Source organism: Synergistaceae bacterium, from assembly GCA_031267575.1.
In the GTDB taxonomy this organism is placed as follows: domain Bacteria; phylum Synergistota; class Synergistia; order Synergistales; family Aminobacteriaceae; genus JAIRYN01.
Genome location: JAIRYN010000011.1, coordinates 1 through 14039, shown reverse-complemented (window position 1 = coordinate 14039; position 14039 = coordinate 1). Strand labels below are relative to the sequence as shown.

The following is a 14039-nucleotide window of genomic DNA, read 5'->3' as shown; positions in this document are numbered from 1 at the left end:
CGTAAAGTTCCGGCAGAGCTCTTTTGAGCAAGTAGTAAAAAAATTTTTCGATAAGGTCCTTCCAAAACCCATCATAATCGAAATTTTTCTTTTTGTTTAAACCCTTCTGCGTTCCAATCCTACCGGGCTGAACACCAACCCTATCTATCTCGGACATCAATAACCCTCCTCGTGGCAACGATTATAGCGCATCCTGTCTCACAATCTAGAAATTCGTCATTTCCTCGAAACATAACATCGGGTAGGGAAGACCGGCGTAATTAGGTGTAGTATAAATGAAGATCGAAATTTGGAAAGGATTGGAAAGGAAGAATTCGCTTGTTCAAAAAATTTGCCGCTTATTACGTTCCCCACATCAAACTCTTTGCCGCTGATATGCTCTGCGCGTTTCTGTCGTCGATGTGCAGCATGTTCTATCCCATCGTCACACGGAACATCATCAACATATACATCCCCGAAAGGCGCCTATCCGTCTTGGCGAATTGGATGGCCGCGCTGTTCGGCGTCTACGTGCTCAAGGCCGGGTTCAACTATTTCATCCAGTTCTACGGTCATGTGATGGGCGTTCTCATCACTATGGACATGCGGCGCGACGCCTTCGATCATCTGCAACGACTGCCTTTCGCCTTCTTCGATAAGACCAAGACGGGGACCCTCATGTCCCGTGTCATCAACGATACCTTCGAGATTGCTGAACTGTCTCATCACGGCCCCGAGGACCTATTCCTCTCTATCGCCATGCTCTCAGGCTCCTTCGTCATCCTATGCACAATGAATGTCAACCTGACCTTGATCATTTTCGCCCTTATCCCTTTTCTGATTTGGTTCTCCATTCTTATGCGCGGCAAATTATCGCGAACCTCCATGAAGGCCCGTGTGGAGATCGGGGAGGTTAACGCCGGATTGGCTAATAGCATCGAGGGGGTTCGCGTCTCCAAGGCCTTCGAAACCTCCGAGCACGAGTTAGATAAATTTCAAATCGGCAACAAAGCCTACGCTCACGCTCGCGGCTTGCAGTACCGCGCTATGGCGCAATTTTCATCAGGGACGGGGTTCATCATGGACCTGTTGCTTCTGGCGGCTCTGGCGTCGGGGGGGATTTTCGCCTACTACGGCAAGATCGGCGCCGGCGAGTTCGCTGCGTACCTGCTGTTCGTGGGGCTTTTCACCGAACCCATCAAACGCCTGATCAACTTTGTGGAGCAGCTCCAAAACGGCATGACGGGATTCACGCGTCTGCAGGAGCTGATGGCGGAGGAGCCAGAGAAAGACGACCCCGGAGCGCGGGATCTAACCAGCCTGAAAGGAGATGTGTTTTTCGAGCACATCACCTTCCGCTACGGCGACGAGACCAGCAAGAACGTCCTGTCCGACCTGTGCCTGGAGGTCCACAGCGGGGAAACGGTAGCCCTCGTGGGGCCATCGGGTGGAGGAAAATCCACGCTTTGTCACTTACTGCCACGTTTTTACGAGTTGGATGAGGGTCGCATCACTCTGGACAGCGTGGATATTCGCTCTTATACGCGCCTGTCGCTGCGTCGGAAAATTGGAATCGTGCAACAGGAAACTTTTTTATTCAGCGGTTCGGTCCGGGACAACATTGCCTACGGTAACGTGGACGCATCGAACGAAGAGGTGGAGGCCGCCGCCGCCAACGCGTCCCTCGATGAGTTCATCAGCACCCTACCCGACGGCTACGACACTTACGTGGGCGAGCGGGGAGTGATGCTGTCGGGTGGGCAGAAGCAGCGCATCGCCATTGCCCGCGTGTTTTTGAAAAACCCGCCCATTTTAATCCTCGACGAGGCCACCAGCGCCTTGGATAACGCCACAGAGGCCCAGATTCAAAAAGCTCTGACCCGGCTCAGTCAAGGCCGCACGACCTTGGTGGTCGCTCACCGTCTCTCCACCATCCGCCACGCCGACCGGATCGTAGTCCTGACCGACGCGGGCATAGCAGAACAGGGCGGGCACGAAGAACTCATGGCTCGAAACGGTCTTTACGCCGCCCTCTGGAACGCCCAGGAGAGAGAAGATTGAGAATACTTGACATACTCCCACGACTAAAGTTAAGGAGAAGACGTAAGACCGGTTTCAGTCGGCTGTTTTTGTCGATCTTAGAATCCCACAACTTTAGTCGTGGGAGTATGTCAATTGGCCATTTTTCGCCAGACGGAGATCAGGGCGACACGGACGGCACGTTCCCGCACTAGGTCTCGCTCTCCCTCCAACTGGCAAACGAAAGAATAGCTTTCCACTCGCCCTCTCTCGTCATTTTCCCCAGACTTTTCTTCAGGCTTTTCTTCAGATTTTTCTTCAGACTTTTCTCCAGATTTTTTCTCGGTCCAAAAGGCCAAACCAAACCAGACTGTGCCCACAGGCTTTTCTGGGCTTCCGCCTTCAGGGCCGGCGATTCCCGTCACAGCCACGGACACGGATGTCCCGTAGCGCTCCAAGGCGCCTCTGGCCATAGCTTCCGCGCACTCGCCACTGACCGCCCCGCGCGCTCTCAGGATAGATGGGTCGACGCCCAACAGGTTTTGTTTCGCCTCGTTGCTGTAGACCACGGCGCTGCCCGCGAAAACGTCGGAGCTTCCGGGGATATCCGTCAAGGCCGCCCCGATCATCCCGCCGGTGCAGGACTCCGCGCAGGACAGCGATAACCCCTTTTCTCGCCCCGTGCTCAAGATGGCCTCCGGCAGCGACGCACACCCCTCCGGCAAGACGTTGCCCGCAAAACGCTGGCGCAACAGCCGCGCGGAGGAGTCCACAAGCGAGGCCTCCCCGCGAATCACGAACTCGACCAAGTCAAAAGAGGGCAAGATTGAAATATGCAACCGCTGGTCCGATACGACCTCCGGCACGAGTTCGGCGGCGCGGCTTTCGGGAATCCCCACGACCCCCACGGACTTCCAAGCGTGGGAGGCGTTGCCTAAAACGTCCGGGGACAAAAGAAACGTCAACTCCTGTTTCACCATCGCTTTGAACTCGAAAGGCACTCCAGGGAAACTCCAGAGACGGGTCCCCGACCTTTCAAAATAAATTCCAAGAGCCGAGCCTCCAGGGTTATAGACACCTTTAGACTCCGTGGGAATCAGTCCTTGAATCTGACGGCAACGCTCGATGAGTTCCTCCAGAGACGTACCGCGGTATCGCGCGGCTATCCGGTCGTAGAGTTCGTCGTTCACGGACAATCCACACCCCAGGTACTCGGCTAGGGCGTAGCGAGTCCTGTCGTCGTGGGTTGGGCCAAGCCCTCCAGACAACACCAAAAGGTCGGTTCTTCCAACCCAGCGTTCCAGCTCACGGACGATCTGGAGCGATTCGTCCGGCACGACCTCCATGCCGAGAACCCGCCACCCCGCGTCGTGCAAAAGCCACGCCAGCCACGCGCAGTTTCCCTCGCGCCGTATGCCACTCAAAAGCTCGTCACCTATCGCGATCAACACAGCCGTTTTCACAATGGAACCTCCTTTAGCACATCAAATAGCACATCAAAATAAAAAACCTAAAGCCCAAAGTTAAAATTGCTAAAAACAAAGGATTCTCGAAGCTAAGTATACTCTACTACAGAAAAAGAGATGATCGACGGCAAGGGAAAATACTGATTTTATGAGTTTAGATTATTGTATTTCCACGGAAGGGACATTATAATTAGGCCCAAAGTCCTAGAGCAGTTGGCTCTTTTATAATCAAGCGTTTGTCTGGCGAATACAGGCTTTTAGCGTCTTTTTTTAGTGTATGATTACGCAAATCGCTATAGAAATATAGACTCGTTGAAAGCTGGTGATGGCTAAAAATGTTGAAAATCGTGCTGGCTGATGACCATAAACTTTTTAGGGACGGCCTGCGGAAAATTTTAGAGCTGGAGTCCGATTTTAAAGTGGTAGCCGAGGCGGCCGACGGAGAAGAAGCGTTACTGATGATTCGGGAACATCTCCCGGACATCGTGCTTTTTGACATCAATATGCCTCGGATGGATGGCGTGCAATTGGTGAGGGAGCTCAACAACATCAAGTTCCGAACGGCTTTGATAGCGGTTAGCGCCTACGACGATGAAGATTGTTTGGCGACACTCTCTGCAGAGGGCGTTTTGGGGTTCGTCCTCAAGTCCTCGGGTAAAAATGAACTGGTGGCGGCTATACATTCTGTCAGCCGTGGACAGTCTTACGTGGATCCTCGTGTCGCGGGCAAACTGATGACGAGCTTCGCGCGGCGTAAAAACGAAAACGACCTCCTGGGCGAATTGACGCCGCGCGAAAAGGAAATTCTCTACTGGCTGGCTCAGGGACTCAGCAACACCGAGGTCGCCGCCCGCATGGTCTTGTCCGAGAAAACGGTAAAGAACCACGTCAGTCACATGCTGAAAAAACTGGACATCCGTGATCGAACCCAGGCCGCTATCATGGCCTGGAAGGTGGGGTTCGCCCAGCTCAGCCCCGATACGTTGGAACAATTCGTGAACAGCGACCGCTTCGGTGAAAAAAGCGGACCACGTAAGCAGGTCAGCGATTTGCAACTCACTTCCCTAATCAATTTTCGTGAACTGTGACCCGTCTATCGCAACACGTTATGGTCGATAATCCCAAACGAGATTTAGCCCATTTCGTGAATGTACCGTGAGGTAACCACTCTGGAATGGAAAACTCTTCTGGCTGGAATGAAAAACTCTTCTGAAATGAAAAACTCTCTGGCGGAGTCTGCTCTATTTCCGTCCCGCTCATAAAGTATTAGAATAGCTAAGCTCAAAACAGCGACGCAAGAGTATCGCGGGGCACGCTAAAGGGGTTTGCCAAGCCTGCCGATATAAGTCTAGAGAAAGATAATGAAAATGCTGAAACACGAAGGCAGCCTAGTTTCATGTAAAGGAGCGGGTCCTCTTGATAGAAAAAATTATGGGACAGTACGGCATTGACGCAGTCGGGAAAACAAAGGCCAGAAAAGGCTATAAAGGCAGCGTCAGAAACGACTCGGACGAGGCGAGTTTCAGCCTGTTCGCTGTGGAACTTGCCCGTGTGGGCTCGGAGCTGAAAAATATTCATGAGGTTCGACAAGACCTAATCGACGATTTCAAGGGGAAGCTGGAAGCAGGAGAATATCGTCCTCCTCTCGATAAGATCGCCCACAACCTCCTTTTGGCCGGGATACTGAACGGCGAGGAGTGACGTTTGTCCGTAGAGGCGCTGATCCACACTCTATTAGAGGAAGCCGATCTGATCGACGAGCTGATCGAGAACGTCGTGAGGCAACGAGAACTCGTCAAAAGCGGCGATTACGCCACGATGCAGGAGTTTATGAAGAATATTCAGGCCGGCTCCTTCCGCGTGCAAGCCCAGGAAAACCAACGGGCGCGTCTTGCAGGTTCTGTGGCTAAAGATTTGGGTTGCGCGCCGCGCCTCTCGGCCTTGGCCGAAGTCGTGCCCGATGAATCACGTTCCTTGTTCATCGGCGCGGGGGAACGGCTGCGGCATTCTATCTTTGCCTTGCAATCGGAAATAGCAATTTTGAGCAGCCTGGTCGAGCAAAACGAGCGGTTCAGCGCGATGCTTCTTTCCGAGTGGCGGCGTCTCGACGCTGGTTTTATACGTTCTGGAGGATTGGATTTTAGGGGGTAAAACCAAATGTTGAACAGCTTTTCGGGATTGGAGATGGGCAAACGAGCCCTCAACGCTTTTCGGCAGGGAATCGACACGGCGGGACACAACGTTTCCAATGTCGATACAGCGGGGTATTCGCGCCAGCGGGTTAACCTGGTTACGACAGACCCCTTTGCCGCACCGAGCCTGTCGAGTCCGGCCATCACGGGACAAATTGGCACAGGCGTCAAAATAGACGAAATTGTCCGCATCCGGGACGAGTTCCTAGACCTCCAATACCGTTCCGAGCTTTCTTCTCTGGGTTATTGGGACAAGGTCAACAGCATGTACGACATGGTGCAGCTCTATATCGCCGAGCCCCAAGGCTCCGGGCTCCGGGCAGGGTTCGACACTTTCTGGAAGTCTTTAGAAGAGCTTCAGAAAAATCCTGAGAGCACGGCGCTCCGAGAGTCCATGGTTCAGTCTGCCCAATCCTTGGGAACGATGTTGGATACCGTGGTCAAGGGCTACGACGCATACGCCTCCGCGGTCAACTCGGAGGTCAAATCCTTGGTGGATCAAGCTAATTCCGCCCTTCACGAGGTCGCGACTCTGAACAAACAAATTTATCAACTTCAGGCGTCGGGGCAAAACCCCAACGATCTGCTGGATAAACGCGATCTGTTGCTGGATAAATTGACCGAAATGCTGGGTGTGGATATTCAGGAACCGTACCAAAGCGGCGGCGTCACGGGGGAGTTTTTCATAACCCTTAATGGTCGAACCCTGGTCCAAGGAGACAAGGTGCGGGAGCTGGCGGCTCATGCCTTTCAATGGGAAGGAAAGACTTATTACGACGTGCAGGTTCGGGACAACGAGTTCGACATTGTTGAAGATTGCAGTGTCACCCTGGCACTGGCCACGGGGCCGGAGGGCATCCATATGCTCAAGGTGGATCGCCTCGCCAACGGCAAAGAATGGACCGTGGGCGGCGAAGACGCCCTGTGCCTAAACCCCGACGGATCGCTGAAAACAGTGCTGACGTCCCAAAACTTTGCCGGCGGGATTGCGCGACCAGCGGGAAGCGCGGGTGACACTCACACTTTTACCGTCGCTTCGGGCAAGTACAGCGCGGAGTTCACATTGACATGGAACGGCGCCAAATGGGACCTATCCGCGAATGTGAGCGACGATGGCGGCACTACAACTTCTCTTTCCTCGGTAACACAAACCTCGGCTTCTGGCGATCTTACGACGCAAGAACTTACCAATTACATAGAAAACGTTTTTGATGATCTTTTTCCGTCGGGAGAAAACCACATCTCAGTCACTTCCAACTCGAACGGCTCTCTCACGCTCACCTCGGAGGTAAATTCCGTCATCGTGGAGGACGCCGCGAATCTTTTAGGCATAACGACCGGCTTCGTTCATATGCGCACGCGTCCCACGACCACCACCGAAGGCTTAGGACTCTCTACATCCTTCCGCATTCAGGTGGGCAGCCAGGGGACTCTGGTCTCGTCAAAGACTTTCGACAACGCGAGTAACCCCGATTTGAGCGCGGGGGATATCCTCGGCTTGGGAGAGAACGGCGAAAGCTACACGTTCCGTCTCGGTGCCCACGACTCTCAAATCGACGTCACCGTGAGCTGGGATACAGATCACTGGGTGATAGAGAGCGACACGGGAGAAAGAACCACCCTGACCGCAGGCGCTCATTTGATGGTCGCCGATATGACGAATTTCCTTCGGCAAACGGCCATCCTGTCCTCGAACAGCACCGGATTCACCGTCGGGCAGAACTCGGCGACACCGCCCACGTGGTTCTCCGTCGCCTCCAACGACAACCATTTGATCTCGATCTCGGACGTCGAAGGCGACCTGGCCGTCCGGATGGGGATGGCCAACCCCAATCCCGTCATCACCATCGACGTGCAGGAGACGGACTCTTTGGAAACCATCCGCAATAAGATCAACGAAAAATATCAAGAAGCCTACGGGCTGACGACCCCAGAGCAGTGGGTGCACGCCACGCTGGAGCAAGACACCGATCAGTCATGGTATCTCACCATCGCGTCCGACGTAGCGGGGGAGGCGCAGCGCATCACGCTCATGGGCGACGAGGACGGCAACATGCAGACGCTTCGCCGCCTGGGTTTGTTGAAGCTGGATCCGGCCACAGGGAACCCGCCTGATGCGACGAAAACCTACCGGGAGGTAACCGCATACTCAAAGATCGCCGTGGACGCATCTTTCACGTTCGACGGTGTGCGTTACCTTTCCGCCGACAATAAATTCGATAAAGCCCGCCGTGTGCCCGCCGGGACGAACCGCACCGACTACTCCGCTAAGACGCTGGAGACGGTCAGCGAGGGCATTTGGCTCGACTTGAAGGGCGTGGGGCAGACATCGATTACCGTCCGTCACCACATCGAGGACGGTTCAATCAAAGCCCTGCAGGAAATCCGGGACGGAGTGCTGCCTCAGCTCAAAGGAGAGCTGGACGAAATCGCCTGGGCCCTGATAAAAAACTTCAACGCCTACCAATATTCCGGCTACGGAATCGGCGGTAGCCTCGACACTACCGGGGCGGCCTTTTTCAACGCGCTGGGCTTCAAATCGGGCTCGGCTTCTTTGCTGGACATCTCCGAGATGGTGAAAAACGATGTCAGTGTGATCGGGGCCGCCATGGGAAAACTGGACGAAAACGGCAAGGCGATTTATGGCCAGAGCGCCGGCAACGGCAGCGGAACCAACGCCGCCCGCATGGCGTCCCTGCATACCTCCAAGCTCTTGAACAACAACAGCGCCTCCTTGGGCGACTTTTACGAGGCTTACCTGTCCAAGATCGGTAGTGAGGCTGGACGGGCGTCCTTGATGTACAAGTCCCAAAAAAACCTGACGGAGCAGATCGATAAACAGCGCCAGTCCGTGATGGGTGTCAACATCGATGAGGAGATGATAGACATCCTGAAGTTCAACCAAGCGTTCAACGCTATGTCCCGTTATGTTACGACTATTGATGAAATGTTGGATCGGATTATCAACAACTTCGGCCTGGTGGGCCGTTAGCGTACAATAAAAGCATACAATAAACATGCAGTCAGCGTAAAGTGAGCATGCAGTGAGCGTGAACAGAGCGTGAACAGAAAGAAGGCGGGATGATTATGGCCAATCGCGTGACGACGGCGATGATGTACGGCTCCCTAACGGGAACGTTGCACAATAATATGCAAAAACTGCTGGACCTGGAACGCCAGATGGCCACCCAGAAGAAATACTCCAAGATGTCGGACAACCCTTCGGAGATCGCTCGCGCGCTTTCCCTGGAGTCGTCCATCACCGCCAACACCCAGTACATCAAAAACCAGAACGACGCGGGGACGATGCTGGTATACGCGGAAACGGCCCTGGACAGTGCCATGGACATCCTGCACGAGATTAACTACAAGGTGATTGAAGCGGGGAACGGCTCCCTCGACGCTAGTGCTGTCGCCTCCATCGCCGAGGAAATCGACATTTTGAAGGGCCAGCTTCTGGACACGCTGAACACAAAAATCGCGGGTAAGTATATCTTTGGAGGAACAGACACCGCCACCCAACCCTTTGTGGAGGACGCCAACGGCTCGATCCGATACGTGGGCTCGAACGAGCGCATTCGTTACGAGGTCGAGGAGGGGCTTTTGAGCGATGTTTCCTTCACGGGCCAGGACATCATGCCCAACGCCTATAAATCTTATTTCGTGTGCAGTCACTACGTCCCCTTGGACTGGCAGTGGACGGGGCGCGAGGAAAAGGTACAGATTACCGTTGGAAACCGCACGCTCTCAGTCTTCATCCCCGAACAATGGATCGACGAATACGCCACCGGAAGCGCAAAGCCCACGGATTACAACCAATTCCGGGACCCGGATGAACTCAGTGGCCTTTCCCTGGATGATCTAGCCACACTGGTGAACCGGGCCTTGAAAGAACAGGGCGCGGACATGTTGGTCACAGCGTCCGTCGAGAAGGACTACGGCGCCAATCAACACCGCCTGGTCTTCAAGAGCAACACGGGCGAGTCTATTTCCGTGACCGGATGGTCCGACACGGATTATATGCCTATGGCACAGTCTGTGGACGGGTTGGAGATGAACAAGACCGATTTGCTAAAACCGGGATACTGGAATCAAAATCAGTTGGCTGGCAACGCTTCGGTTAACTTCACAGAGCTGGCGGGGAAAGATTTGAGCGTTTACCTCAATGACTCATTGCTTACAACCGTGGATTTGAGCGGATATTCGCCGCCGCCTCCTATTCCCGCGCTCACCTTGAAAGAGCAAACGGAACATTTCGCCGCTTGGTTGGATCCTCTGTTGGGCGGGAGCGTCAAAGCAATCGAACAGGGCGGCAAAATAGCGTTCGTCTCTCCCAGCGGCGACACGGTCAAGCTTGACGGCACAGGTGTGGACGTGGTCATGGGAGGCATCAAGGCCAGCGTCCCCCCAAAATATGAGGGACTGATGGGCGCGGTCAATACCCTGGGCTGGAAGGGCGACGGGTTGGGTAAAGAAATCGACATCAACGGCGAGATCTTCAAACTCGACGACTACAAGAACGTTACCGAGCTGGTGACAGACATCAACACCAAAATGTCCGTCGACGCCGGCGACTTGCCCTTCGCTTCCATCGTCTCGGGTCGCCTGGTGCTCCAGTCCACGAAGGGCAGCATTACAGTTAAAGATAGCGGCGCGAACAGCGGCGGCACGATGCGGCTTTTTGGGTACGACGGATCGGGGAGCAACTCTCTGAAAAGCTCTTCCAGTTCCTTGTCGCTGCAATTGGGAGACGCGCACCCCATCAAAATCTACATTAACGAGGGCGATGACCTGGTGCGCGTTGCCGACCGTCTCAACTCCATTGAGGGCGTTTACGCTCGCCCATCGGCGGACAACGAGCAACTGGTGGTTGTGGCCCAACGCACGGGCGACCTGTCGCAGGACCCCCTTACCGTGGACGCCGCGACGGAAAAGCTCCACTACCCTTCTTTCATTCTCACGGGTGAGGGGATGGCCATGTCTTTGTTCAACTTCACCTACGCCGTGGACTCCGCCACAGGGATCGAGACGGGCGTCGTGGCCTCCAAGGAACAGACCCGGCCGGTGGACCATAGCCACATTGATGTGTTCAACTACCTGGGCATGGAGACGGCCCTGAAAAGTGTGGAGTTCGAGGGGGCCGAAACCCTAAAGGTGGGAACTCTCCAGGATCCGACCAAACCCTACGATCCCATCTCCAATCTTTATACGGGAACGCCCCTTCATTGGCGGGTCACCAGCGGCAGGCATACCACGGATATTAAATTGAACCCCGGAGAGTACACCATGGAAGAGCTGGCTGAACGATTGAAAAACGCCGGGGCTGAATGGTTGGAGGTTGTCGTGGATGTTTCCCGGATCAACGGCGACGTCAGCATGGACGACACGGAGATTGGCCTGGACACCAGCAAAAACGAGGAAAAAGCCACCAGCCGCTTGGTTATTCGCAGCCTGGACGGGTCCCCCGTGACCTTCTTGGATATGAACGACCAACGATACGCCGAAGAAATGGGGCTTTCCACAGCCGTGCGCGCGGATGACAACATGGGAGTGAACGAGACTAAGATTAAGTTCCCCACCGCCCCTTGTTTGGACGACAACTTGGCGGTCATGATGCGGGTGCAGAAGACCTGCGGCAAAACCTACGATATCCGCCTGGCGCGTAAAGACATCCAGTCTTTCGACAGCAGCGGCAAGACATTCGTCGACCGGGTCAAGGTGATGGAGCAGATCGCCAAGCAGGTCAACGCCCAGGAAGGGCAAGAGGTTTTGAAGGTGATCATCCCCATGGACGAAAACGGGCAAAAGCTGACTGGCTCCGCGTCCCTGGTCGCAATTACGGGAGAGCCCTTCACCATCGTGGACCTGCCCGTGCCAGACCCCAATTGGAACGCCTCCTATACCTCAGGCTTGGCCGCTCAGATGGGCATTCATGGCGGTGTGACCAGCAACTTGGAGTTGGCGGGCGTGAAGGATGACACGAAGATGGACGTGACCGGAACCATCCGCTTCGAAACCCTGGGGCACAGCGTAAAGATCGACGTCACCGCGGGCGACACCGTGAAGACCATTATGGACCGCTTACGTTCTCAGGCGGGAGACTGGCTCTACGTCAACTATTTCGATCAGACGATGGGCAACGCCGCGGGGCAAGAGGGAGATTTCCCCATCATTTCCATTGCCGCCAAAGATGGCTCTCCAGTGAACGTCATCGACGTGAAAGGGAGTGTGGCGCAGGATAAATTATTGTTGAACACGAGCATTCAAGGAGCGGTGCCGCTTGTGGATGCCAGCGGAATCCCCAGCTCGTGGCAGACGACCCAAGGCGCTCAACCGCCTCAGACCTTCAGTATCACTGTGGCCGGGTACACCCATACCATCGACTTGACGGCCATGCGTGACATCAACGGCAACGGACTTTTGGACGGCGTGGATTTGGTCGCGGAGATTAACGCCCGGATGCAGGATTATGACGTCAAAGCCGAACTGAACGACGAGGGACGGCTCGTGCTTTGGTCCCCCCGCGGGTACACGGTCGCGGTCCTGGCTCAGGAGAACGGCAACGACATCACCAACATGTTTCTGGGTGCCGCCACTCCATCCACTCCCTACCGGGGCGGATATGATCTTGAAAACACCTCCCGAACCGCGCCGGGCATTTACACGCAGAACGTCACCGTGCGGGGCGGGGCGAACCAGACGAAACAGAATTTCTTCGGGGTGTTGGACGATATTTCGACCGCTGTCCGGGCGGAGAATCGTGACGGGTTGTCAAACAAACTTCTGCCCATGATCAATAATTTCATAGACGGCCTTCTGAAAGTGCTGTCCACCAACGGGGCATTGCAAGCTCGTTATGAGGGTAACGTTCAGCGCATGAAGGCGAACGATCTCTCTATGACGGAAACCCACGACAGTCTGGTGGCCGTGGATCTCGCCGATATGTCCACTCAGTTGATGATGGCTCAGGCCATTTACCAGGCAAGCCTGGGGATTATGTCCTACATCGTCCAGCCGACGTTGCTCGACTTTTTGCGCTGATTGCGCAGAGGTTGTAAGAGGTTGTAAAAGGAGGATAAATGGTTCAGTCAATGATTAGTTCGCGTTTTGGCGAAATTTCTTATTCGGAGGAGGACACGCTTTTTTTCCCGCGGGGTTTGCCCGCGTTCGAAAAGAATCGTAATTGGATCTTGACGGGCGAGGAGGACAACGCTATCAAGTGGCTCCAAAATATCGAGGACGAGGGCCTGGCGCTGCCGGTAACGACACCGGACGCCGTCATGCCGGACTATAACGCAAAGATACCAGAGGACGATCTGGAGCTCATCGAGACTACGGATCCGGGAGATTTGGCGTTATTGATCGTCGTGTCGATACCGGAGTCGGCCCCGTGGAACATGACGGCCAACCTCCGCGCGCCCATCCTGGTGAACTTAAAGAGTCGCAGAGCCGTTCAGGTAATCGCTCTGAACGAGGAGTATTCCGTTCACCATACCGTTTTCCCGGAAAACGTCAGGGAGGCGATGAAGGTCGCGGCGCTGGCGGAGAAGGAGGCTTAAGAAATTATGCTAGTTCTCAGTCGTCGCCTTAACGAGTCGATACAGATCGGCGAGGATGTTGAAATCACGGTCATCGATGTGAGGGGGGACGTGGTGCGCCTCGGCATCAACGCCCCCAAAAAAACACAGATTTGGCGCAAGGAGCTGTGGGACGCTATCGTGGAGGAAAACAGAAAGGCGGCGAAAGTCGCCGATACTCCCTCCACGGCCCCGGTGGTGACTCCTCAGCTCCCCGTCTCCACTTTCTCTAAGCTCTCCAAGCTCAAGACGGTGCGTCTCAAAAAGCCGAGCGAATAGACGTAAAGTTACCATATGTCTACTTTTATGTAAAACTCCTTTATGAATCGCAGTTTTTCTTTTTTTCTTTTTTCTTTTTTTTTTTTGCTTTTTTCTTATGCCGGAGAGCTTTGCTTAAAACAATTTTTTGACATATATACTTTACGACAAAATTTTTCTAGGCGTAGCCGCATTTTTACAGAGCGCATGTTAGCACGTGTTGATGAAATTACAACGCGAGATGCGGGGCGGAACACGACCGGAATATCAATCAGGATATCAATCGGGATATCAAGGCGGCTGTAAATATTCTCAGAGTGGGGGCATTCACTTTAAGGAGTGATGGTTGGAAAGAGGGTTGTGGAAAGAGGGATTTTGACGTATTCGCGCCACCAATGGGGCGATAAGGCAACACAAAAGCGCATATGGGGGACCAGGATGGTCGAAAAAAGATTTTTTTGTGTCGAACGGGGTAGGATGCCTCAAAGACAGGAGGTTAATATACGATGAGAATTTACCATAATATACCGGCGCTTTACGCTTACAAC

The 14039-nt window shown here is 54.2% G+C and carries 9 protein-coding genes; 8 read left to right on the top strand and 1 reads right to left on the bottom strand.

Annotated features, from left to right (window positions below; genetic code table 11):
• Positions 1–318: 318 nt before the first annotated feature.
• Entirely contained in the window at positions 319–2040 is a 1722-nt protein-coding gene (locus LBJ36_01715; protein ID MDR1377759.1) for an ABC transporter ATP-binding protein/permease, read from the top strand.
• A gap of 110 nt (positions 2041–2150) precedes the next feature.
• Here the strand turns inward: LBJ36_01715 and LBJ36_01710 are convergent, their stop codons facing one another.
• Entirely contained in the window at positions 2151–3461 is a 1311-nt protein-coding gene (locus tag LBJ36_01710; protein ID MDR1377758.1) for a nicotinamide-nucleotide amidohydrolase family protein, read from the bottom strand.
• A gap of 338 nt (positions 3462–3799) precedes the next feature.
• Between LBJ36_01710 and LBJ36_01705 the strand changes: the two genes are divergently transcribed.
• From LBJ36_01705 to csrA, 7 genes are all read left to right on the top strand, one after another.
• Positions 3800–4552, top strand: coding sequence for a response regulator transcription factor (locus LBJ36_01705; GenBank protein MDR1377757.1), 753 nt, complete (start codon positions 3800–3802; stop codon positions 4550–4552).
• Positions 4553–4880: 328 nt separating this feature from the next.
• Positions 4881–5165, top strand: coding sequence for a flagellar biosynthesis anti-sigma factor FlgM (locus LBJ36_01700; protein ID MDR1377756.1), 285 nt, complete (start codon positions 4881–4883; stop codon positions 5163–5165).
• A gap of 3 nt (positions 5166–5168) precedes the next feature.
• Positions 5169–5615 carry a flagellar protein FlgN gene (locus tag LBJ36_01695; protein ID MDR1377755.1) on the top strand — a complete coding sequence of 149 codons (447 nt, stop codon included), beginning with the start codon at positions 5169–5171 and terminating at the stop codon, positions 5613–5615.
• 6 nt (positions 5616–5621) lie between these two features.
• A complete protein-coding gene (flgK, locus tag LBJ36_01690; protein MDR1377754.1) occupies positions 5622–8648 on the top strand; it encodes a flagellar hook-associated protein FlgK in 3027 nt (1008 codons plus the stop codon).
• 95 nt (positions 8649–8743) lie between these two features.
• On the top strand, positions 8744–12697 hold the full coding sequence (gene flgL / locus LBJ36_01685) for a flagellar hook-associated protein FlgL (GenBank protein MDR1377753.1): 3954 nt from the start codon (positions 8744–8746) through the stop codon (positions 12695–12697).
• Between the two features lie 38 nt (positions 12698–12735).
• A complete protein-coding gene (locus LBJ36_01680; protein MDR1377752.1) occupies positions 12736–13215 on the top strand; it encodes a flagellar assembly protein FliW in 480 nt (159 codons plus the stop codon).
• 6 nt (positions 13216–13221) lie between these two features.
• The gene (csrA, locus tag LBJ36_01675) at positions 13222–13512 is read left to right on the top strand and encodes a carbon storage regulator CsrA (protein MDR1377751.1); all 291 of its coding nucleotides are present in this window, start codon (positions 13222–13224) and stop codon (positions 13510–13512) included.
• The last annotated feature ends 527 nt before the right edge of the window (positions 13513–14039 follow it).

Excerpts from the sequence above, each read along its gene's own strand:
- LBJ36_01705 (MDR1377757.1), top strand. The coding sequence starts at position 3,800 with ATGTTGAAAATCGTGCTGGCTGATGACCATAAACTTTTTAGGGACGGC.
- flgK (MDR1377754.1), top strand. The coding sequence starts at position 5,622 with ATGTTGAACAGCTTTTCGGGATTGGAGATGGGCAAACGAGCCCTCAAC.
- flgL (MDR1377753.1), top strand. The coding sequence starts at position 8,744 with ATGGCCAATCGCGTGACGACGGCGATGATGTACGGCTCCCTAACGGGA.
- LBJ36_01680 (MDR1377752.1), top strand. The coding sequence starts at position 12,736 with ATGGTTCAGTCAATGATTAGTTCGCGTTTTGGCGAAATTTCTTATTCG.
- csrA (MDR1377751.1), top strand. The coding sequence starts at position 13,222 with ATGCTAGTTCTCAGTCGTCGCCTTAACGAGTCGATACAGATCGGCGAG.